This window comes from Microbulbifer maximicatervae (SeqCode) (genome assembly GCF_052466985.1).
The window spans coordinates 3,745,641-3,767,481 of sequence record NZ_CP174298.1 but is presented as its reverse complement, the minus strand read 5'-3'; the positions used below and the strand labels follow the sequence as shown (position 1 = coordinate 3,767,481).

Below are 21,841 nucleotides of genomic sequence, written 5' to 3'. Positions count from 1 at the left end.
TTATCCTAATTCGAGCACAGAGTCTTATATGTCCAATCCACTGTTGAATATCCCGCTGCTGCCGCCTTTTGATAATCTCGAGCCCGAGCAGGTGGAACCCGCCATCGCCGAACTGATTAAAACGTGTGAGCAAACCCTTCAACAGGGATTGGAGACCCCCAGCTGGGATAATACGCTGGTGCCTCTGGAGCAGGCGGAAGACCAGCTAAATCGAGCCTTCTCCCCAGTCAGTCACCTGAATAGCGTTCTAAGTGGCCCCTGGCGGGCGCCCTATGAGGCCGCTTTAGCCAAAGTGACGGCTTACTGGACAAAGCAGGGGCAAAATCGCGAACTTTACGACCTGTATCTCCAATTAATGCAGTCGCCCGAGTTTGTAAACTGGCCACAGGCACGCAAGAAGTCTTTGGAGCTGGGAGTCAGAGACTTTGAACTCGGTGGTGTAGGCCTTGAAGGAGAGGCCCGTGAAAAGTTTGCCGTTAACAGTCAGCGTTTGGCGGAGTTATCCAGCCAATTTGCCAACAATGTCCTCGATGCAACCAATGCCTGGACCTGGCATACGAATGATGAAGCTCAGCTTCAGGGGCTTCCTCAAACTGCTCTCGCCGCTGCACGGAATGCAGCTGAGGCAAAAGGCCTGGATGGGTGGCTGATTACCTTAGAGGGGCCCAGCTTTCTCGCTATTATGACCCACGCTGAAAATAGATCTCTGCGTCGGGATGTCCATTTGGCTTTTGTTAGTCGCGCATCCGAAGTTGGTCCCCAGGCAGGTGAATACGATAACTCCGAAGTGATGGAGGCAATTCTCGCATTGCGCGCTGAACAGGCCAGTTTACTGGGAATGAACAGCTATGCGGAGTTGTCATTGGCCAGCAAAATGGCTCCAAATACAGAGCGGGTTTTGGAATTTCTACAGGATCTGGCAGAACGAGCCAGGCCAGCTGCCCAACGAGAAATGGCTGAGCTGAAAGCGTTTGCTGCAGACCAACTCAGTATTGAAGAGTTGCAACCATGGGATGTGGCCTGGGCCGCAGAAAAGCTCAAACAGCAGCGATACGCCATCAGCCAAGAGGAATTGAGGCCCTATTTCCCTTACGCCAAAGTCGTTGACGGCCTCTTTACTGTGGTGGACAAATTATTCGAAATCACAGTTGAAGAAGATACCAGCGTTGCTACCTGGCATGCCGACGTGCAGTTCTTTTGGCTGCTGAGAGATGGCGAAAAGATAGCTGGTTTCTATTTGGATGCGTTCGCGCGTGAGAAAAAACGTGGCGGGGCCTGGATGGATACAGTAAGTAGTCGTCGCCACACGCTCAACGGACTCCAGTTGCCTATAGCTTATCTAGTATGTAATTTCAGTCCGGCTGCAGGTGATATCCCCTCACTTTTAACCCACACGGAAGTAACCACTTTATTCCATGAATTCGGCCATGGCCTCCACCATATGCTGACACAGATTGATGTGGCAGCAGTTTCTGGTATTAATGGTGTTGCTTGGGATGCGGTGGAAATGCCCAGCCAATTTCTGGAAAATTGGTGTTGGCAACCCCAGGCTATTTCCATAATTTCTGCACATTTCGAAACTGGAGAGGCCCTTCCCGAAGCTTTACTGAATAAAATGCTGGCAGCGAAAAATTTCCAGTCTGCCATGTTTACAGTACGCCAGTTGGAGTTTGCACTTTTTGATTTTCGCCTCCATGCCAGCGAAGAGGCATTGACCGCCGATAAAGTTCAAGTTTTACTGGATCAGGTACGAGCAGAGGTTGCTGTTGTGCCTATCGCCGCAGAAAACCGCTTCCAAAATGCTTTTAGCCATATTTTTGCTGGTGGTTATGCCGCAGGATATTACAGCTATAAATGGGCAGAAGTACTTTCGGCAGATGCTTTTTCTCTATTTGAGGAAGATGGTATCTTTAATAGAGAGACGGGAAATAAATTTCTGCACAGTGTTTTGGAACAGGGTGGTAGCCGTGATGCGTTGGAGCTGTTTGTTCAATTCCGTGGACGAGAGCCGCAAATTGATGCCCTATTGCGTCACTCTGGTATCGAGCAGCAAGAGCTGAATATCAGTCCTGTGTAACGGATAAGTCAATCATGAAATATTGAGTAGTAGTCATGATGAAGAAAGAAGATTCGGCTGAGTTTGGTAAGATCGTTAAAAAACGCTTTATTGCAGGGGCTGTGTGCCCCCGCTGTAGCGAAATGGATAAAATTATTAACTATCACAAGGATGGGAAAAATTATAGGGAATGTGTTGCCTGTGGGTTTAAGGATGAAATTCGATTGCAGTCAGCGCCAACAGAACTGTCTACTCGTGTTAACCAAGATACAGAGAAAGATATTCACGAGGAGCCAGTGAAACTTATCCAACCCACAAGTAGCCGTAAAAAGTGAAAAAAATATTTTTTATACTGGTGGTTTTTATTGCGGTTGCGATCATAGGTCTCTATGGCCTTGATCGCCATCGAAAAAAAACAGAGCAGCAGAGAGAACAAGTTGCCTACCTATTGGCGAGCTGTGTGAATCAGGGGATACTTACGTTATTCCGTTTACAAGCTAATGACTGGAAAGCCCATCCAGATTTTTACATTGAAGAGGAAAATAGGTTGGGAGTGGCTGTAAAAGCTTTACCTGATCAAATCCTTAAAGGAGAATCTTTTGAAAAGTGGAGACATGCAATAAAGATTTGTGACAAGCTCACAAGGAATAGCAATTTGCAACATGTCACTATTTTTCGCCCCCTGGGCGATTTCTCCGAAAAGGAAATCTCCAATATATATACCTTGAAAGATCGCGGTGCTCTGCGGAAGCGGGAAAAGACTATTCACGCACTATATGAATCAGCAGAAGCTGCAGCTCGCTATATGAAAGACCTAAAGCGAGATATCAATACGCAATTAAAAGCCTTTCGTTTTTCAGATAAAGAGCGCGAATTAACTCTTCAAAAAATCAGTTCGCAGGTTTTAGATAATTACCAACAAGGTAATTTTTCCAAAAAGCAGGCAGATACCTATCTGGAAAGAGTATCCCTTTTTTACAAAACCATGGCTGAGAATCCAAAGTCCTATAGTGTCCGAAACGGCAGCCTATATTTTTATAGCCAAGAATTAAAGCAGAAGGTTGAAGACCTATATGGCGCTATTATACAGGGGGAGGGAGCGTTTTATGGAAATTTTAAGCAAATTCTAGTGCAAAAACAGGTGCAGTCTTCAAGCTATTAAAAATATGAGCGGGTTTTATTATTTGTTGCTTTGCCCGCTCATTATTTACCAACCTGAGATTATAGCTTTAAATGTGTTTGTAGCATCATAAGAGATTTACTATTTTGATAGTGAGTAATCCTGACTGAAATAGTTAATTTCTCAATCTCAAAATTTGTCATATTCTGTTATTTATACATTAAAAAATAACTCTAAATATCCTGCCACAGTTTTACTGTAATTTACGTATCCAGGAATTGGTTACAGTGTAGTATTGAAAATATACTATGAGTCCTAAAGATCGTGCTCCGATCCACAAAAACAAGCTGAACCATATGCCTGTATTCCCCCAATCCCTTGTAAACCACCAGGCGGGAAAGAAAACCAGTACTGAGGCTATAAACATAGTATTACGCATATCGCGACTTTTCCCAGCACCGATAAAAACACCATCGAGCTGATAACTCCAAACCGCTAATAAAGGTAGTGCACAGAGCCACCAATATACCTGTTCCGCTTGGTGGATTACTGGTTTGATATCTGTAAATAAGGATAGAATCAAGGGTTTCCCTGAAACTAGTACCAGCGTAATCAGGACAGCGCTTCCCAGGGCCCACAAACCTGCACTGCGAACGGTATTTCTGAATAGAGCCGTTGATCTCTTTGCCATGGATTCCCCAACCAAGGCCTCGGTAGCATGAGCAAAACCATCCAGGGCATAGGAAGTCATCATTAATAACTGTATAAGAATAGCATTTGCAGCAAGTACATTATCACCTTGGGCTGCCCCTTGTGCAGTAAAAAAAGTGAGTGTTAGCAAGAGCAAACAGGTTCTTATAAATAAGTCTGTATTTATCTTTAAAAGATTAATCCATGGGGATGAATCGATCCAGGGGAGAAGTTTCTTCTGCCCAATTTCTTTGCGTATATAGGCCCAGATATCAACATGAACCCTGGTAAGAAGATATAGACCCAGTAGAAATGCAAAAATATCAGCGAGTACGGTTGCCGCTGCTGCACCTTTTGCCCCTAGGCCCAGGCCAAGAATAAATAGGAAATCGAGGGCTATGTTCAGTAGATTGGCAGCGAAAAGTATATATAGAGGCGCACGGCTATCTTGTCGACCAATAAAAAAACCCAGAATGGCAAAGTTTGCCAGAGCCAGGGGGGCAGATAACAGACGTATTTGTAGGTAGGCCAGTGCGTGGGGTTGTGCTTCCTGACTGGCATTCATCCACTCAACGATATAGTAGATTAAAGGAGAGGCAACAATAAACAGAGTGATTCCCAGCCCCATGGCTAATACTAGTGCACGTACTAACCATTGAATCCCAAGATCTGTACTCCGAGCCACCAGTCCGGTAGTACCCATGCGCAGAAACCCAAATGCCCATAAAAGCATCGACATTACGCTAGCCCCGATAGCTACACCGGATAGGTACTCTGCAGATGGGAGGTGACCAAGAATTGCGGTATCTACTATCCCGAGTAAGGGCACTGAAATATTACTCAGTATCATTGGCCAAGCCAGATTCCAGACGCGAGACATGGGTTGGGATTCAAGTTTTGTAGAAGAAGGCATAAGTCATAACAACTAACGGATAGATTGGCTTCTAGCCGAAATCGGAAAAAGAAAAGCTGTGCAGGCGGATTCTACCAATGATAACAGTACAGAGCTGATAAGACCCTTTTCCTAAATCGGACTCCCAATACTGCTATTTGCAATTCATTTCGTAACGCTTACAAAATCGAAACGAAATATTTGGCGGAAAAATCATTTCGATTGAGTGTAGATAGTACAGGATTCTGTATTGATCTGCCTGATAATCCTCAAGCTTATTGAAACTAATCTGCCTTGGTTGTGTGAAGCAGTCAGAATTTAGTATTAGAGATTAAAAATCGTTGTCAATCTGTGTAAAAGCAATCAGGGGCACTTGAACCCGAGAATTTATACTTCTCTTGGCAGCATTATTAATGCTTGATTAGTTGTCATCTTTCACCAAATAAATTGCCATGTCTCTATTTAGAGCGATATTTTTTCTACTTGTGGAAAAGTATCCTATCAAAGAGGTTAAATTTATTTGTTAATCACCGAATTTTTTCACAAAGCAGCAACGTTATTCAAAAATGATCCCGATTGACTTTTTCGTGTCGATGTGTTCCTTTTGTACCTGCAGTAGTTGCGACAAATAAAGAAACTGGTTGTTGGTTGTACCTTTCCGGACGACGGCATCTGGAGTAAAAAATCTTTTACTAAGAATAACAAGTTGCACTGACGGCAGTAACGCGAGGTGGTCTCCTCGCCCAGTGTATGTAGTCTTGTGTTACTACAGTATGTCCACAAATTTTGTGTGGAATTAATCCTGTTAGGCAGTTGATACAGGTAAAATTCGCTTATCCGTGAAGGCCAGTGGCCAAAATAAAAATTACGGGTTTCCCTGAGAGACCCGCAACCACGGAGATCTGTAGGCGATGTTGAAAGGCTTTGATCGGCTGTTCGCCTTGCTGGCTACTTCGCTGTCTGCACAAGCGGTGTTAGCGAATGAGCAGGACGTTGAGCGCTGGGGGGTTAATATGCCCCAGGGGGTGACAGAAGTCGCCCAGACCACCTACGAGCTACACATGCTGATCTTTTGGATTTGTGTGGCTATAGGGGCATTGGTGTTCAGCATCATGTTCTACAGCATGTGGCGGCACCGCAAAAGTAAGGGATACCAAGCGGCCCAATTTCATGAGAGCACGGTTGTGGAGTTGGTATGGACTATTATTCCCACCGTCATCCTGATTCTGATGGCGATTCCGGCCACCAAAACGCTCTATGATATTTACGATACTGAGGAAGAAGATCTCAATATCGTAATCACCGGTTATCAATGGAAGTGGAAATATGAATATCGGGGCACTGATGTTTCATTCTTTTCCAGCTTGTCCACTCCAAAAGCTCAAATTGATAACCTCCAGCCTAAGGGTGCTAACTACCTCCTAGAAGTCGATGAGCCCCTGGTTGTTCCTATCAAGAAAAAAATCCGCTTCCTGATTACTGCCAATGATGTGATACATGCGTGGTGGGTCCCAGATCTAGCCGTTAAAAAAGATGCTATCCCCGGTTTTATCAATGATGCCTGGACGCGTATTGAGGAGCCGGGAATATATCGCGGACAGTGTGCTGAATTGTGCGGAAAAGACCATGGATTTATGCCTATTGTTGTGAAAGCTGTGCCACAGGCGGAATACGATGCCTGGTTGAGTTCTCGTGCAGCAGAAGCCATGAAAATGCGTGAACTTACAGCGAAGACATTTACCTTCGAAGAGCTTTTTGCTCAGGGTGAAAAAGTCTATACACGCACATGTGCCGCCTGCCACCAGCCGAACGGGCAGGGAGTACCCGGAGTATTCCCGGCAATTGCTGGCTCAAAAATTGCTACCGGTCCCCTCAATGGCCACTTAGATATCGTTATCGATGGTTCTACGGTAAACCCCGCAATGCAGGCTTTTGGTGAGCAGCTATCAGAAGTGGATCTGGCTGCGGTAATTACTTACCAGCGAAACGCTTTCGGCAATGAGATGGGTGATACCGTCCAACCCGTAGATATCCTCAACTTTAAGAATAAGCAGTAAGCGCCCGGAGGAATTTAAGAATGGCACATGGTCCTCAGCCCGGTATAAAGCGTTGGCTCTATACGACCAACCACAAAGATATAGGCTCTATGTATTTGTGGTTTAGTTTTGCGATGTTCCTGCTCGGCGGATGTATGGCATTGGTTATACGCGCTGAATTATTCGAGCCCGGTTTACAAATTGTACAGCCGGAATTTTTCAATCAAATGACCACTATGCATGGTCTGATCATGGTATTTGGTGCAGTTATGCCGGCTTTTGTGGGGTTGGCTAACTGGATGATACCAATGATGATTGGTGCGCCAGATATGGCACTGCCAAGAATGAATAACTGGAGTTTTTGGATTTTGCCCTTTGCTTTCGCAATGTTGGCATCGACCTTATTTATGGAAGGGGGAGCGCCTAATTTCGGTTGGACATTTTATGCGCCACTTTCAACGGAATATGCGCCACCCAGCGTAACCTTCTTCATTTTTGCCATTCATATTATGGGTGCCTCGTCCATCATGGGTGCGATCAACATTATCGCTACCATTTTGAATATGCGTGCTCCTGGTATGACCTTGATGAAAATGCCGTTGTTTGTATGGACCTGGCTGATCACTGCTTACCTTTTGATTGCTGTAATGCCGGTGTTAGCCGGAGTAGTGACCATGATGTTGATGGACATTCATTTTGGCACAAGTTTCTTCAGTGCAGCCGGTGGCGGTGATCCGGTTTTATTCCAGCATGTGTTCTGGTTCTTCGGACACCCGGAAGTTTACATCATGATTTTGCCGGCCTTTGGCATTATCTCTGCAATTATCCCAACCTTCGCTCGTAAGCCTCTTTTTGGATACAGCTCCATGGTATATGCCACCGCAGCAATTGCATTCCTGAGCTTTATCGTATGGGCGCACCATATGTTTACTGTGGGAATGCCGATTGCTGGTGAGCTGTTCTTTATGTACGCCACAATGCTGATCGCTGTACCTACAGGAGTGAAAATCTTTAACTGGGTTTCCACTATGTTCCGGGGATCCATGACATTTGAAACCCCGATGCTTTTTGCAATTGCATTCATCATTCTTTTCGCCATCGGTGGATTCTCTGGTCTGATGCTAGCGATTGCGCCTGCAGACTTCCAATATCACGATACGTACTTTGTGGTTGCCCATTTCCACTATGTGCTGGTTCCTGGTGCAATCTTCTCAATTACTGCTGGTGTTTACTATTGGTTGCCCAAATGGACTGGCCATATGTATAGCGAAGTCATGGGCAAGGTACATTTCTGGCTGGCATTTATTGGTCTCAATGTAACTTTCTTCCCAATGCACTTTGTTGGTCTGGCCGGCATGCCACGTCGGATACCTGATTACGCACTGCAATTTGCGGATTTCAATCAAATATCCAGTATCGGTGCCTTCCTGTTTGGCGCTGCACAAATAGTATTTTTGTTTAATGTGGTACGAACTGTAATGGGCGGGAAAAAAGCATCCGATCAGGTTTGGGATGATCCTGAGGGACTGGAATGGACGGTTGCTTCCCCTGCCCCATATCACACGTTTAGTACGCCACCGGTTGTACGCTAACCTATGAAAGTTGGAGCAAATGCAAAGGTAACTATCAAGCTGCTGGCCGTGGCGACCAGCATGCTGGTATTTGCAATTTTCATTATGCCGCCTATTTACGATGTCTTCTGTGAAATCACAGGACTCAATGGTAAAACCGCTGGTCGTTATGAAGCTGTGCCAGCTGCGGTTGATAAAAATAGGCTGGTCACAGTGCAATTTGTGGCAAACAATAATGAAAATATGCCATGGGAATTTCGCCCGAGTGTGATGTCTTTGAAAGTACACCCTGGAGAAATTAAAGATACTGTTTTTATTGCAGAAAATAAGACATCTAGGGATATGGTTGGTCAGGCAATTCCCAGTATGGTTCCTTTCAAAGCTGCTGAGTACTTTCATAAAACAGAGTGTTTTTGCTTCAACCAGCAAGAATTAAAAGCGGGAGAGACTGCAGAATTACCACTACGCTTTATTGTGGATCCAGATCTTCCCGCAAGTGTTAATACTGTAACGCTTTCCTATACGTTGTTTGATGTAACGGAAAGGTTTGCCAATAAAACCGATAAGAATGATATCGACCCCGAGCGAGAGGGATAAAAAATTATGGCTAGTGAAAGCAGTTATTACGTGCCCGAACAATCCAGGCTGCCAATTTTTGCGACGATAGGTTTATTCCTAATAGCGTTCGGCGCAGCAAATTGGATTAATGGAGGAAGCTCTTATATTTTTTTCACCGGTGCGTTAGCGATGGCCGCAGTTTTGTGGTTTTGGTTTGCTGCCGTAATCAAGGAGAATATGGCAGGGCTCAACAGTGAACAGTTAAAGAGATCATATGTTTGGGGGATGGGCTGGTTTATATTTTCTGAGGTGATGTTTTTTGCTGCATTCTTTGGGGCACTTTATTACATACGCAATTTTACAGTTCCCTGGCTAGGTGGTGAAGGTGATCGTGGAATTTCCAATATGCTTTGGGAGGGATTCGAAAGTAGCTGGCCTCTATATGTGACTCCTGACGCCGCAGCAAACGGAGAAACGGCAAAATTTATGGGGCCTAAAGATGTGATAGACCCATGGCACTTGCCACTATGGAACACCATCATACTTCTCACCTCCAGTGTAACTGTACACTTCGCACATGTTTTCCTGAAAAAGAATCAAAGAAAAAATTTCAATATATTACTGGCAATCACTGTGGCATTGGGTGGGGCGTTTATTTTTCTACAAGGTAAAGAATACTACGAAGCCTATCAACACTTGGGGTTAACACTTGAGTCAGGAATCTATGGTACAACATTCTTTATGCTGACCGGATTTCATGGTGCCCATGTCACACTCGGTACAATTATGTTGTTGATCATGTTGTTAAGGTCTGTGATAGCCAATCATTTTAGACCTGATGATCACTTTGGCTTTGAAGCAGCAAGTTGGTATTGGCATTTTGTCGATGTAGTTTGGGTCGGGCTGTTTATATTTGTATATGTTCTAGGTGCTTAATGTGAGCAAGGCTTTCTATCGTATTAATAGAAAGCCTTTGTTTTCTTAATATTTATCAGCCCAAGGTGCCGTTTTTGCCAAAATGCCACTTTCAAAGCCGTACCAAATGGCAAGAAGTAAGAGTGACGCTAGGAGTATTCTAATACCTAATGCGTAGAGTGTGCGCTTGGATTGAGGTGTTCCCATATCTCTAAGTAGAAAAAAAAGTGCACTTGAAAGACTGGCAAGTACGGAAAGGAATAGGACAACAATAACAATCTTTAGCCACATTTTATTATTTTCCATTATTTATGTAGTTGCGCATGATAGTAGATATTCCATCAGCTTCTGCGAAAGATATCAGTTTACCACTGATTCGCAATTGGCCCATCACGATATTTTCTCTGGGTGCATTCATCCTTTTTATCTTTTTAGGATTGTGGCAGCTTGATAGAGCAAAGCAGAAAGTCGAACTTATACAAAAGGTAGAGAGTAGGCTCTCTCTGCAACCGCAGGAAATCTCAAATCTAAATTCTTATCAAGAGTATGCGTCTGTAACTTTAGCGGGAGTTTTCCAGAAGGAAATATATTTTCTGGATAACAGAACAAGAAACGGTCGTGTTGGCTATGAAGTACTACAAGTATTTTCAACAGAAAGTACTGATTGGCTTATCAATAGAGGTTGGATTCCCTCTACTGGCGACCGAGATAGCTTACCTGAAGTAACAGCTTCACTTGATGTGAAATCACTTCAGGGCTACTTATACCCTATCGATACTGAAACCTCCTCGAGTGTTAGTCTAGACCCGGTTTTTAATAATAGAATTCAACAAATAAATTCAAATTTCATTGAGACTATAGGCTTAGTTAACAATGGATGGTCGATCCGTTTGTTTGCGGATTCAGGTGCAGCTTTAATTACTGATTGGAATTTTTTCAATAGTGGCCCTGAAAAACATCAAGCGTATGCTTTCCAGTGGTTCACGATGGCAATAGCTGTCTGGCTTTTATGGGCTTATTCAGCCACAAATATTATTTTTAGATTACGTCGTAGATTGAGTAGAAGTTTGAAAAAGGAGTTTTAAAATGAAATCAAATAGTCAGCCAGTTTCACCTGAAAGAAATCTGAGCAAAAGGAAGTCAGCGAATAAAATCATTCAAGGACTCTCAGTGCTAGCATCCGTCGTACTTCCAATTACGGCTGCCTATATCGTTTATTATACAGGCTTAGGCATGCCTAAAGAGACGATTAATCAAGGTGAATTATTGCAGCCCCCATTTGATATCACTGAAATAAAAATCACCTTTCAAGGACAACAGCAATCCCTGGCACAAGAGGGAGAATCAAAATGGCGCTATCTAATATTAAGTGACAGTGATTGTGGTAAAGATTGTGAAGATCTCTTGTATATAAGTAGGCAGGTTCATATTCGGCTGGGGGAAAAAGCTCATAGGGTTGAGAGGCTACTGGTGGTTGGTGATAGTTTGGATGAAAAACGACAAGAACAAATACAAATTGAGCATCCGAAACTAAAAATAGTGAATTTGGATGATGAAAACTTTAAGCAGTTGGTACAGAAAACTGATCATGACGGTGTGACTTCAACCAAGGCGTTGCTGGTTGATCAGGAGGGTTATGCAATGATGGCCTATGATCGGCAGCATAGCGGAAACCAATTACTTAAAGATATAAAAAGATTATTGAAGTACTCCTACGAACAATAAGATTATTATTCGGAGATTTTCAGTAGTGTCTAAACAAGAAACCCCTAAGAATTGGCGACATATCATTACCTGGGCGGCCTGTATGCTAGCTGTCGTAGTTGTTGTTCTAGGTGCATTTACTAGACTGGTGGATGCCGGTTTGGGCTGTCCAGACTGGCCTGGTTGTTATGGTCATCTCACCTGGCCGAACGATATAAAAGAAATTAAAACGGCCAATATGATTTTTCCGGACTCTCCGGTAGATGTTAGTAAAACTTGGCCGGAAATGGTTCATAGATACTTTGCAGGAACTTTACTTTTATTCGTTGTATTACTCACTTATCTTGCTTGGAGAGATCGGCAAGCTCCAACCTTTAAGCAAACACATATTCTTTTAATTATTATTATACTGCAAGCTGCTTTTGGGATGTGGACGGTAACCTTGAAGCTTTGGCCGCAGGTAGTTACTGCTCATCTATTAGGTGGAATGGCAACATTATCTATGTTGTGGATTCTCTGTGAAAGGTTGGCTGATAAACCTAGACAATTACATAGCAGGTATTTGCCGGGAATAAGGCGATTACGGCTACTTGCTCTGACTGCCGTTGCAATAGTAATTCTACAGATTGGACTCGGCGGTTGGACCAGCTCTAATTACGCAGCTTTAGCCTGTCCAGATTTTCCAACTTGTCATAACCAATGGTGGCCACAGGCAAACTTTGTAGAAGGCTTTAATATTTTTCAACAAATTGGCCCAAATTATTTAGGTGGTGCATTAGAGAATGATGCACGTACAGCCATACATCTTGCCCATCGTATTGGAGCACTGATTACAACAGCAATTGTACTTATTCTTTCAGTTTTAGCTTGGAGATATGGATTGAGAGGTTGGTCATTATGGCTTACCGGGGTACTACTTCTTCAAGTCAGCTTGGGAATAGCAAATGTTGTTATGTCTCTACCATTAGGGATTGCTGTGGCACACAATGCTGGTGCAGCTCTTCTACTTCTTAGTTTGCTAACTTTTTGTTATCGAATATACACAATGAATGCCGTCATTATAAATAAACAAGAGGTAGTCGATGTGGAAGTAATAGAGCGGGGAGAAGGTTTAACTACCGTATCCAATCTTAATTAGATACTAAGCGTATATAAATATAAAAATAGGTGCGAATATGGCCATAAACTCCACGGGAATACATCAAATTCAATGGCGGGACTACTATGAGCTTACTAAGCCTCGAGTAGTTATGCTTATGCTGTTAACTTCTGTTATTGGAATGTTTTTAGCTGTTCCAGGAATGGTGCCGCTAGATATTTTAGTATTTGGTAATTTGGGAATTGCATTTTGTGCGGGTAGTGCTGCGGCAGTAAATCATTTAGTTGATCGTCATATTGATACAAAAATGGCTCGTACCAGTAATCGCCCGATTGCGAAAGGACGGCTTGAGCCAGTTAAAGCGGTTGCTTTTGCTCTTATCTTGGGTGTGACAGGAATGTTTATCCTGTTGGTTTTTGTAAATGCCCTTACCGCTTGGCTAACCTTAATATCTCTTCTCGGATATGCGGTGATTTACACCATGTTCCTGAAACGCGCCACACCACAAAACATTGTTATTGGCGGGCTTGCAGGAGCCGCTCCGCCCCTACTGGGATGGACTGCGGTTACTGGGGAAGTGCATGGGCATGCATTGTTGTTAGTATTGATTATTTTTGCTTGGACTCCTCCACACTTTTGGGCCCTTGCCGTACATAGAAAAGAAGAGTATGCAAAAGCTGATGTTCCTATGTTGCCGGTTACACATGGAATACCCTATACAAACCTAAATATAGTTTTGTATACCTTTATTTTACTGGCCGTTAGCCTATTGCCCTTTGCCACCGCGATGTTTGGGTGGTTATATTTGCTGGGAGCTGTCGTACTTGGATTTGGTTTTGTTTATTGGAGCCTTGTAATGCTCATTGGAAAAGATCCCAATGCTGGCATGGAGACTTTCAAATATTCAATAATTTATTTAATGGCACTATTTTTTATCATGCTATTAGATCATTATTTAATCGAGGTGTGAGGGAAAAGTGGAAAATCAATATTCTGCCATCGATAAACAGAAACGTGGAATTAGAATTACCGTTATTGTTCTTCTAGTATTGATTCTTGCTGTGCTTGCTGGATTTATACATAAGCTCGGACAGCCTCGTATTATTACTGATGAGGAACTTAGAATTAATGGCACTGTAAAACTGCAGAGACCAAGAATCATAGAAGATATACAATTATTGTCTGATGACAGTAGAGATTTCTATACTAAAGACTTTCAAGGTAAGTGGACTCTGGTATTTTTTGGGTTTACCCACTGTCCAGATATCTGTCCAACAACTCTATCTACACTTAATAATTTTTATAAAACTTTAGACGAAAGTACCAGAGCATCTACAGACGTAGTACTCGTCTCGGTTGACCCAAGTAGAGACAAGCCGGTACAGTTGGGCCAATATGTCCGTTATTTTAATTCTGAATTTCGTGGTATTACCGGTGATTTTTTTAAGCTGAAGAAATTTGCCACTCAGCTAAATGTACCTTTTAATAAAGTTTCTCTTGCTGAGGGCGGTTATACTATCGATCATGGATCTCAAGTTGTATTAATTAATCCTAGAGGACATTATCACGCCTTTTTTAAGGCACCTCTAGATCCTGCGAAAATGAAGTTGACCTATCGTTCAATACGAGCGACCTTTAATGGATAGTGAAGGAATCGCATGAGCTATTGTTATCAAATTAGATATTAATTCTGGGCCAATCGATGCAAAATGAAGTTGCTACTTTAAGGAGAAGAGGAGATCAGACACCATCTGGTATGGTGAGTCCTTGGGCTGCACCTATCTTGCTATCACTTTGTATAATTCCTTTTGGCTGGAGTGGGCTTATAGCCCCTTTAATCTGGATTTTCCTGCGAACAATAGAGTCTACTAGCAGTTGGCCGAGAGCGTTGTCTTTTCTTTCTGTAGCAGTTCTAATGCTGGTATCGGGGTTAAATTTGCTTCCCGGTAGTGAACATATCCAGGTATTGCCACCCTATACAGATGCAAGTGGTAATCTTATCTATGCCAGCATAAACAGCGGTAAAGCAGTTATTGCTATTGCCTTATTGGCTTTTATGTTGCGCATGAAGCAGACCTTCCGTTTTACGGACTTACCCTATCTTTTATTGGCTATATTTACTCCTGTTGCATTGGGTCTACTCCTATATACGCCTTCGATAAAATTTACTGGCACTATCGCCGTTGCGGTAATGATAAACTTAGTAATTGTTTGCATTTCTGAAGAGGGGTTCTTCCGGTGGATATTACAGCGGGGTACCGAAGAACTATTAGGACGCTGGCGCTGGTTATCCGTACCAGTTGTAGCTACGGTGTTTGTGCTTCTACATGGAGGGTGGTCAACAGATATCTCCGCAGTTCTATTATTGATAGTCGCCTCAATCTGTTATGCATTGATTTGGACATTGCGGCAGAATTTTTGGATATGCGTAATGACGCATTGGGGGGTAAATCTTTTGCATATGCTCTTGTTGCCTTACCCGTTACCCGGCTAGGCCATATATCATCTGCTTTGGATCATTGTTTTATTGTTATCCCTAAGATTCAGCCAATCTGCAGTTATAATAAAGACAACGATTTAATCTTTGTAGATTAATAAATCAAACTAATGTATTTAAGAAATGTGATTCTAGATGAGCACCATCTACGGTAAATTTTCTAGATATATTCATACAAATAGGGAGATTGTCATTTGAAAAATTATTTTTTAGTTGGGACATTATGTGCACTAACTTGCAACCCTGTATTTGCAGTTGAAGGTAAAGATCTAGCTCAAGAGCTGGTTCAAGAGTATTTGATTGTTGATGGACATGTAGATGTTCCCTATCGTCTCGAACAAGCTGAAGAAGATGTTGGACTTAGCACGGATAAGGGAGACTTTGATTACCCTCGAGCTAAAGCAGGTGGACTAAATGCCCCCTTTATGTCTATTTATGTCCCAGCAGAAAAGGAGGATGAGGGTATTGCCAAATCGTATGCAGATACTTTGATTGATAAAGTGGAAGCAATGGTCAAACAGCACCCGGATAAGTTTGCAATACCTAAGTCAATAAATGATCTACAAAAGCAAGTCGATGCCGGCTTAATTTCCTTACCTTTGGGTATAGAGAACGGGGCTCCTATTGAGGGGGATCTTGCCAATTTAAAGTATTTCTCTGATAGAGGGGTGAGGTACATTACCTTAGCCCACTCAAAGAGCAATCATATCTCTGATTCCTCGTATGATAAAAACAGGCCCTGGGAAGGCTTGAGTGCATTCGGAAAGCGCTTGGTACGAGAGATGAATCGGATGGGAGTAATGATCGATATTTCCCACGTATCAGATGCAGCTTTTTGGCAAGTTGTTGATTTATCCGCTGTTCCTGTTATCGCTTCACACTCTTCGGCAAGGCATTTTACGCCGGGATTTGAACGAAATATGAATGATGAAATGATAAAGGCGTTGGCTGACAACGGCGGTATCATCATGGTGAATTTTGGCTCTACTTTTATTAGTGGTGATTCACTGAATTCATATCGTGAAATAACTGATCAGGTTGAGAAATTTGTTAAAGAAAAGGGTTTAGCCAAAGATAGTAAGGAAGTTGAGGAGTACTCCGATAAGCTTTCAGCTGAGAAGTTCATTTATGCAGATTTGGAAGATGTTCTTGATCATTTCGACCATATTCGTGATTTAGTGGGAGTGGATCATATAGGCATTGGATCGGATTTTGACGGTGTCGGAGATAGCTTGCCCGTCGGCTTAAAAGACGTCTCTCAATATCCTAATTTGGTTGAAGGCCTGCTAAAGCGTGGGTATAGCAAGCAGGACATTAAAAAAATTCTAGGCGGAAATTTAGTTAGAGTTTGGCAAGCTAGTGAAGATTACGCCAAGCGCAATAAAGGATGAGACTCACACTCCTCTAACCAGCTGAGGCTGCACTATTCTGTCAATAATGTTCAAACGGGCAAAGCCCGTTTGTTTTGTATTATTAATGCAGAAAATGCTTTTGGCCGGTTATTTTCGATCTAAGAAAGTACGATTGATGGTGGGTTGGACTGGATTGTCGATTGCCGGTATTTTCTTTTTATGGGGAATTTTAGGATTTCTTTCATTTATTCCCTCAATGCTGGACGTTTTTGGCGTATTGTGGATGCGGATTCCAGCTGGTATTACAGTTTTTGGTTTGCTGATGGCGGCAATTGGATTCTGGGAATTTGATGAAGATTAGAGGATATGGTGCGTGCTCAAAGTATCAGATTTCTTTATCTTACTGGCAGTTTTAATCTCTTTGATATTATCCGCGAGTTTGTGGTTTAGCGGTTATAAGGAGCAAGGAATTTTTACCGCACTTTGGGTTCCCACTATTCTGACACTGGGCATCTATTTCAAAGTGACGGCTTTGCTAGCTCGCAGGAGATAGTTGTGCCTGAAATTTATCTGTTATTGATTGGAGTGGCGGTTTCGCTTTTTGAGTTAATAGGAATTCTACTGGGCATTCGTGAGTTTCGAAAGGCAGGGCAAGAATTGACTAAACAGCGTATTTCTTTGGAGTCGGCAGCAATAAGAGTGCGGAAGAATGGCGTAGAAAAATGATTGTCGTCCTTAACTACTCTTAGTTAGGAATTACAAAGGGGAAGCCTAATGCTTCCCCTTTGTAATTTTTATGGTTTACAAAAAACTTAGAAGCTATAAGTCATCTTGCCGTAGATAAAGCGACCACGGGGATCGTGTTGTGACTGTACATAACCATAGAGGTCTCCGTCGCCATCCCCGATAGCGAAGGGCGGTTCTTCATCGAAGACATTATCCGCACCCAGGCTCAACACCATATTCTCGAAGCCGGTATAACGGGCCTGCATATTCATGGTCAGGAAAGAGTCTACGGTGCGGGAGTTATTGCTGTCATAGTCGAGTGTCCCGTCGAAATCGATATCCGGAGTATCCTCGAACTCACCAATGTAGCTGAGCCCGGCACTAAATCCGAAGGTGTCAAAGGTCCAGTCAGCGGTAGCGTTCCAACGGTGTTGTGGATACTCATATTCACCGGCCAGATCGCGGGTGATAAATGCGTCGCCGCTGGAATTCAGTTCAACACGCTCAAATTCTGCCAGGTAAGAGTAATCCAGGCGCAGGCCAAGCTCTCCGCCCACTAGCTCAAATCCGCTGTAGACAATACTTAGGTCGACGCCCGATACGTCCTGTTCACCAATATTGGTGAAGCTGCTGTCGATAGATTGCAGGGCGCCAAGGGTTTCACCATCAATCGGGGTATCGCGGCGGCACACGGTGCTGTCTTGATCCCAGCAATAGAGACTGTAGATATAGCCGAAGGGGACCTCGTCAATCTTACCTTCCTGGGTGATATTCCAATAATCCAGAGATAGTCGCAGGTCTTCTATGGGCTCGTAAACAGCGCCGATGTTGAAGGATTCTGACTCCTCTGCATCCAGATCCGGGTTGCCGGAGAAGACAATGGTGTAGTCGGTCTTTGCACAGTAGGCATCGTTAACTTCACAGCCATAGGTATCAGCGAAGAATAAGGACTCTTGTGACGGGCCTAAGCCGACCTGCGCCAGGGAAGGCGCGCGGAAACCGGTACCCCAAGAGGTTCGGAAGGATAGCTGGTCGGTTACTGTCCACAGCAGATTTGCCATTGGATTGGTGGTGCTGCCAAAGTCGCTGTAATCATCGTAACGGGCGGCCACAGTCAGATCGAACCTGGCAGGAAGGGGGATAGCAACTTCCACATAAGCTGAGGAGATATCCCGGCTGGCACTGGCGGATACGGATTCGGTACCGAAGATCAAACCGCGCTGGAACTGGTCATCAGGGATATCGGAAGCCTTTTCCTCCCGGTATTCCAGGCCTGCGGCCATAGCGATGGTGCCACTGGCAGTATCGACTAAATCTCCATTGACTGAGAAGTTATAGCTGGTGAGGTCGGACTTACCTTGGCGGACCAGGCTGGTGGTGATGGCATCAATGACCGAGTCCGGGTTCTGAACCCCGCCAAACGGATTGTAGTTACCGGCATTAATCTGCTCCTGTAACAGGTCCGTACGCACCCAGCCCTGGGAGCGGTCACCGGTCTGGGTGGTTTCACTGCGGGAGCGCTGCACAGAAGCCTCCCAGTCCCAGTCGGCGACAGAGCCGCGCAGGCCGAAGACACCGCGCAAGTTATCGGTTTCGATATCCCACTGGCGGGCGCCTGCATCCACGGTACGATAGCGGTAAATATCCACATCTTCGCCGAATGGGTTATTGGGATGATCTGCCAGTACATAGAGACCCGCGTCGCCATCGAGGGGAGTAGGTGCACCCTGGGCTACGGAGGTATTGTGCTGAACAGCGACCTCGCTAAAGAACTCCACGTTTTCGGCCAACTGGGTATGGCCCAGCATTAATAGACCTGTGCGCTCAGCTTCGGGTGTGATCAGGGTCCAGGGGCCGTAGTCATAGACGCAGACTTCACCGGTATCGCGCTCTTCGGGACAGCTGGGGTCGGAAACAAAGGTACCGCCCACATTGAAGCTACCGGGATAGCCCCTGGAGGAGCGGAAGTCCATACCGCCACGGCCGGATTGGTTAGCGGTATCCAAACCACTGCGTTCGGTGCTGGATAGGCGGCTGTTTTTATGGTGGTCAAAAATAACAGTCAAGTTTGAGTCATCCCCATTGATGCCCCAGACGGCGGACATGGATTGCTCGTCATAGCCATCGGCACCACCGTAATCTACGGATACCTCAGTACCTTCAAAGTCCCTACGTAACACCAGATTGACCACACCGGCAACGGCATCGGAACCGTAAATTGCGGAGGCGCCATCCTTTAGGACTTCGACCCGCTCAATCGCGGCAAGGGGCACACTGTTGATATCCACAAAGTTGGTAGTGATGCTCTCGGCAAATGCGCTGATAGCCACCCGGCGGCCATTTACCAGTACTAAAGTGGCGTCGGCACCCATACCGCGCAGGCTCACAGCGGCAGCCCCGTTAGCGGTAGAGTCCTGGTTGTTACCCCGGGTTGAGAAGGTGCCATTACCTGCAGCGGGGTTTTTCTCAAAAAGCTGCTGCAAGTTCGTGTAGCCGGACTTTTCGATGGCATCGCGATCCATTACCTGGATCGGGGTAGCTGTTTCAAATTCAGCGTTGCGACTAATACGGGAACCCACAACGGCTACTTCTTCCATCGCCTGATCCTCGGCGGCAAAGAGTGTTTGTGGGCTAGTGGCAGCGGTTGCCGCCACTATGGCTGTAGTTAATACCTTGCGACGAAGAGAGAACTTTTCCATATCGTTGTGCGTCCATTTTTTTGTCATTATTGGTGACCGGCCTAATACGGCTGGTCGTCGGGCAACACTAGCAACGACGGAAAATTGACACAATTAGCTAGCGGCTAAGCATCAGCTTATTGCGATAAACGGTGACAGGCATCTCACCAATGGGTAGATTTACGCGACAATGTGCGACAAATAACGAAATAAAATAAGAAATTAGGATGAGATTAACCGGCAGGCCACCTTTAGCTGGCTCGCAGTTGTGAAGTGAGGAAGAACAGTGCTGCGGCCAGAACAATGGAGGGGCCCGCGGGTGTATTCCACAGGATAGAGGCAAGAAGGCCGAGCACTACCGCTAAGCATCCCAGCAATGAGGCCAGCACCGCCATACGCTCTGGAGTGTGCGACAGTTTTCGCGCGGTAGCCGCGGGAATAATCAGCAGGGCGGTAATTAACAGAACCCCGACAACTTTCATTGCGATCGCAATCAGTATTGCCAGCATCAACATCAGAGCGACTCGCAGTCGCTCGATAGGGACACCTTCCACTGAAGCTAATTCCTCGTGCAGGGTGAAAGCCAGTAACTGTTCCCACAGGAAATAAAGCAGTCCCAGGATTGTGGCGGCGGCAATGGCCATCAGTACCAGGTCCTGGCCACTGACCGCGAGTAAGTCTCCCAGCAACAGGGATAAGAGATCCACCTTAATCTTGAAGAAACTGACGGTGACAATACCCAGTGCCAGCATGGAGTGGGACAGTATGCCAAGCAGGGTATCTACAGCGAGCTTTTGGCGTTGCTGTAAATACATCAGCAGCAGTGCCAGTACACAGCAAGTAATACCGACAGCCACCGTTGGCATAATTTGAAGTACAAAACCCAGCGTCACTCCGAGAAGGGCTGAGTGAGCCAGGGTGTCGCCGAAATAGGCCATGCGTCTCCACACGGCGAAGCAGCCCAAAGGGCCGCTGACAACAGCGACCATAAGGCCGGCGGCGAGGGCGTACCAGAGAAATTGGCTGTGCAGTAATTCGCCGAAATCGACCACTTATTTTTGCTCTTTGTTTTTTGTATTTGTGTGAGTGTGTTGATGATTGCAGCTGCTTGCGGGCGCAATATCTCCACTTAATTTATGTTGGTGGTTATGTTGGTGGGTATAGGGGGCGACCTTGTCCCCAAATAATTCCAGATAGGCAGGGTGGCGGCTTACTTGCTCCGGGTGTCCGTGACAGCAGATATGCTGGTTCAAACAAAGGACCCGGTCGGTTGCAGCCATAACTAAATGAAGGTCGTGGGAAACCAGTAACACACCGCAGCCGAGCTCGTCGCGCAGAGTGGCAATTAACTGGTACAACTCACTTTGACCACCGATATCGACTCCCTGAGTGGGTTCATCAAGGACCAGCAGCTGAGGTTTGCGCGATGCGGCACGAGCGAGTAAGACCCGCTGCATTTCTCCACCAGATAGATTTGCCAGAGAGGCGCCTCTAAGCTGCCCTGCGCCCACCCTGTCCAATGCCGACTGCGCTTGCTCGGGCTTCATGGTCGATTGGCCAAGTTGCAAGAAGCGTTCAACTGACATGGGCATTGAGCTATCGATATGAAGCCGCTGGGGCATATAGCCAATACGCAACCCAGTTTGTCGCCACACGCGGCCCTGGGTCGGCTGGCTGAGCCCCAGCAGAAGGCGAAGGAGAGTGGTTTTGCCGGCTCCATTAGGGCCTATTAAGGTGACAATCTCCCCCTGGGACAATTCGACTGTAATATCTTTAAGTAACTGTCTGCCGCCCACCTGAAGGGCGATATTGTCAGCTGTGATAAGCGGCTGGGGTGGATTCAGAATTCAATCTCCGCAGGGAAGTCTTTAAGATGTTTGCTTCCATACCTTCTTTACCGGATATGGACAACCAGGCTGGCAGCTTGGCGCTGGTTGTGATTATATC

Annotated in this window: 21 protein-coding genes; 16 read left to right on the top strand and 5 right to left on the bottom strand. The window is 45.1% G+C overall.

Going from position 1 to position 21,841, the window contains the following annotated elements; translation table 11 throughout:
* Positions 1 to 28 precede the first annotated feature (28 nt).
* From ACJJI3_RS16645 to ACJJI3_RS16635, 3 genes are read left to right on the top strand one after another with little or no spacing between them, the layout of a single operon-like run.
* Positions 29 to 2,077, top strand: coding sequence for a M3 family metallopeptidase (locus ACJJI3_RS16645; RefSeq protein WP_444940333.1), 2,049 nt, complete (start codon positions 29 to 31; stop codon positions 2,075 to 2,077).
* 35 nt (positions 2,078 to 2,112) lie between these two features.
* Positions 2,113 to 2,391, top strand: coding sequence for a YheV family putative zinc ribbon protein (locus tag ACJJI3_RS16640; protein WP_444940332.1), 279 nt, complete (start codon positions 2,113 to 2,115; stop codon positions 2,389 to 2,391).
* Positions 2,388 to 3,218 carry a hypothetical protein gene (locus tag ACJJI3_RS16635; protein ID WP_444940331.1) on the top strand — a complete coding sequence of 277 codons (831 nt, stop codon included), beginning with the start codon at positions 2,388 to 2,390 and terminating at the stop codon, positions 3,216 to 3,218. Before ACJJI3_RS16640 ends, ACJJI3_RS16635 begins: the two co-directional genes overlap by 4 nt.
* A 211-nt stretch (positions 3,219 to 3,429) precedes the next feature.
* On the opposite strand, the gene ACJJI3_RS16630 is transcribed toward ACJJI3_RS16635, so the two are convergent.
* On the bottom strand, positions 3,430 to 4,716 hold the full coding sequence (locus ACJJI3_RS16630; protein WP_413663909.1) for an MATE family efflux transporter: 1,287 nt from the start codon (positions 4,714 to 4,716) through the stop codon (positions 3,430 to 3,432).
* A 953-nt stretch (positions 4,717 to 5,669) separates the two neighbouring features.
* On the opposite strand from ACJJI3_RS16630, the gene coxB reads away from it, so the two are divergent.
* From coxB to ACJJI3_RS16610, 4 genes are read left to right on the top strand one after another with little or no spacing between them, the layout of a single operon-like run.
* On the top strand, positions 5,670 to 6,815 hold the full coding sequence (gene coxB / locus ACJJI3_RS16625) for a cytochrome c oxidase subunit II (protein WP_282930525.1): 1,146 nt from the start codon (positions 5,670 to 5,672) through the stop codon (positions 6,813 to 6,815).
* A gap of 20 nt (positions 6,816 to 6,835) precedes the next feature.
* On the top strand, positions 6,836 to 8,386 hold the full coding sequence (gene ctaD, locus ACJJI3_RS16620; RefSeq protein WP_282930524.1) for a cytochrome c oxidase subunit I: 1,551 nt from the start codon (positions 6,836 to 6,838) through the stop codon (positions 8,384 to 8,386).
* Positions 8,387 to 8,389: 3 nt separating this feature from the next.
* On the top strand, positions 8,390 to 8,962 hold the full coding sequence (locus tag ACJJI3_RS16615) for a cytochrome c oxidase assembly protein (protein WP_444940330.1): 573 nt from the start codon (positions 8,390 to 8,392) through the stop codon (positions 8,960 to 8,962).
* Positions 8,963 to 8,968: 6 nt separating this feature from the next.
* Positions 8,969 to 9,859 carry a cytochrome c oxidase subunit 3 gene (locus ACJJI3_RS16610; protein WP_282930522.1) on the top strand — a complete coding sequence of 297 codons (891 nt, stop codon included), beginning with the start codon at positions 8,969 to 8,971 and terminating at the stop codon, positions 9,857 to 9,859.
* 45 nt (positions 9,860 to 9,904) lie between these two features.
* Here ACJJI3_RS16610 and ACJJI3_RS16605 read toward each other — a convergent pair whose 3' ends face one another.
* Positions 9,905 to 10,129 (bottom strand): DUF2909 domain-containing protein, encoded by a 225-nt coding sequence (locus tag ACJJI3_RS16605; protein WP_413663912.1) that lies wholly within the window; start codon positions 10,127 to 10,129, stop codon positions 9,905 to 9,907.
* A gap of 32 nt (positions 10,130 to 10,161) precedes the next feature.
* On the opposite strand from ACJJI3_RS16605, the gene ACJJI3_RS16600 reads away from it, so the two are divergent.
* From ACJJI3_RS16600 to ACJJI3_RS16560, 9 genes are all read left to right on the top strand, one after another.
* Positions 10,162 to 10,923 (top strand): SURF1 family protein, encoded by a 762-nt coding sequence (locus tag ACJJI3_RS16600; protein WP_444940329.1) that lies wholly within the window; start codon positions 10,162 to 10,164, stop codon positions 10,921 to 10,923.
* Between the two features lies 1 nt (position 10,924).
* Positions 10,925 to 11,563 (top strand): redox-active disulfide-containing membrane protein, encoded by a 639-nt coding sequence (locus ACJJI3_RS16595; protein ID WP_444940328.1) that lies wholly within the window; start codon positions 10,925 to 10,927, stop codon positions 11,561 to 11,563.
* A gap of 25 nt (positions 11,564 to 11,588) precedes the next feature.
* On the top strand, positions 11,589 to 12,680 hold the full coding sequence (locus tag ACJJI3_RS16590; RefSeq protein ID WP_444940327.1) for a COX15/CtaA family protein: 1,092 nt from the start codon (positions 11,589 to 11,591) through the stop codon (positions 12,678 to 12,680).
* A 37-nt stretch (positions 12,681 to 12,717) separates the two neighbouring features.
* Positions 12,718 to 13,611 (top strand): heme o synthase, encoded by an 894-nt coding sequence (gene cyoE / locus ACJJI3_RS16585; RefSeq protein ID WP_444940326.1) that lies wholly within the window; start codon positions 12,718 to 12,720, stop codon positions 13,609 to 13,611.
* Between the two features lie 7 nt (positions 13,612 to 13,618).
* Positions 13,619 to 14,287: an SCO family protein gene (locus ACJJI3_RS16580; protein ID WP_444940325.1), complete on the top strand. Its 669-nt coding sequence runs from the start codon at positions 13,619 to 13,621 to the stop codon at positions 14,285 to 14,287.
* Between the two features lie 56 nt (positions 14,288 to 14,343).
* On the top strand, positions 14,344 to 15,135 hold the full coding sequence (locus tag ACJJI3_RS16575; protein ID WP_444940324.1) for a CPBP family intramembrane glutamic endopeptidase: 792 nt from the start codon (positions 14,344 to 14,346) through the stop codon (positions 15,133 to 15,135).
* A 197-nt stretch (positions 15,136 to 15,332) separates the two neighbouring features.
* A complete protein-coding gene (locus tag ACJJI3_RS16570; RefSeq protein WP_444940323.1) occupies positions 15,333 to 16,529 on the top strand; it encodes a dipeptidase in 1,197 nt (398 codons plus the stop codon).
* An 85-nt stretch (positions 16,530 to 16,614) separates the two neighbouring features.
* Positions 16,615 to 16,851, top strand: a complete 237-nt coding sequence (locus ACJJI3_RS16565) for a hypothetical protein (RefSeq protein ID WP_444940322.1) — start codon at positions 16,615 to 16,617, stop codon at positions 16,849 to 16,851.
* Between the two features lie 194 nt (positions 16,852 to 17,045).
* Positions 17,046 to 17,216: a hypothetical protein gene (locus tag ACJJI3_RS16560; protein ID WP_444906760.1), complete on the top strand. Its 171-nt coding sequence runs from the start codon at positions 17,046 to 17,048 to the stop codon at positions 17,214 to 17,216.
* Between the two features lie 86 nt (positions 17,217 to 17,302).
* Here the strand turns inward: ACJJI3_RS16560 and ACJJI3_RS16555 are convergent, their stop codons facing one another.
* The 3 genes from ACJJI3_RS16555 to znuC form a co-directional block, all read right to left on the bottom strand.
* Positions 17,303 to 19,942 carry a TonB-dependent receptor gene (locus ACJJI3_RS16555; RefSeq protein ID WP_444940321.1) on the bottom strand — a complete coding sequence of 880 codons (2,640 nt, stop codon included), beginning with the start codon at positions 19,940 to 19,942 and terminating at the stop codon, positions 17,303 to 17,305.
* Between the two features lie 203 nt (positions 19,943 to 20,145).
* Entirely contained in the window at positions 20,146 to 20,946 is an 801-nt protein-coding gene (locus ACJJI3_RS16550; protein WP_444915084.1) for an iron chelate uptake ABC transporter family permease subunit, read from the bottom strand.
* Entirely contained in the window at positions 20,947 to 21,738 is a 792-nt protein-coding gene (znuC, locus tag ACJJI3_RS16545) for a zinc ABC transporter ATP-binding protein ZnuC (protein WP_444942569.1), read from the bottom strand.
* Between the last annotated feature and the right edge of the window lie 103 nt (positions 21,739 to 21,841).

Coding starts and splice junctions, on each gene's coding strand:
- ACJJI3_RS16595 (WP_444940328.1), top strand. CDS start 10,925: ATGAAATCAAATAGTCAGCCAGTTTCACCTGAAAGAAATCTGAGCAAA.
- ACJJI3_RS16645 (WP_444940333.1), top strand. CDS start 29: ATGTCCAATCCACTGTTGAATATCCCGCTGCTGCCGCCTTTTGATAAT.
- ACJJI3_RS16640 (WP_444940332.1), top strand. CDS start 2,113: ATGATGAAGAAAGAAGATTCGGCTGAGTTTGGTAAGATCGTTAAAAAA.
- ACJJI3_RS16575 (WP_444940324.1), top strand. CDS start 14,344: ATGCAAAATGAAGTTGCTACTTTAAGGAGAAGAGGAGATCAGACACCA.
- ACJJI3_RS16610 (WP_282930522.1), top strand. CDS start 8,969: ATGGCTAGTGAAAGCAGTTATTACGTGCCCGAACAATCCAGGCTGCCA.
- ACJJI3_RS16605 (WP_413663912.1), bottom strand. CDS start 10,129: ATGTGGCTAAAGATTGTTATTGTTGTCCTATTCCTTTCCGTACTTGCC.
- ACJJI3_RS16555 (WP_444940321.1), bottom strand. CDS start 19,942: ATGACAAAAAAATGGACGCACAACGATATGGAAAAGTTCTCTCTTCGT.
- ctaD (WP_282930524.1), top strand. CDS start 6,836: ATGGCACATGGTCCTCAGCCCGGTATAAAGCGTTGGCTCTATACGACC.
- cyoE (WP_444940326.1), top strand. CDS start 12,718: ATGGCCATAAACTCCACGGGAATACATCAAATTCAATGGCGGGACTAC.
- ACJJI3_RS16630 (WP_413663909.1), bottom strand. CDS start 4,716: ATGATACTGAGTAATATTTCAGTGCCCTTACTCGGGATAGTAGATACC.
- ACJJI3_RS16615 (WP_444940330.1), top strand. CDS start 8,390: ATGAAAGTTGGAGCAAATGCAAAGGTAACTATCAAGCTGCTGGCCGTG.
- coxB (WP_282930525.1), top strand. CDS start 5,670: ATGTTGAAAGGCTTTGATCGGCTGTTCGCCTTGCTGGCTACTTCGCTG.
- ACJJI3_RS16565 (WP_444940322.1), top strand. CDS start 16,615: ATGCAGAAAATGCTTTTGGCCGGTTATTTTCGATCTAAGAAAGTACGA.
- ACJJI3_RS16600 (WP_444940329.1), top strand. CDS start 10,162: ATGATAGTAGATATTCCATCAGCTTCTGCGAAAGATATCAGTTTACCA.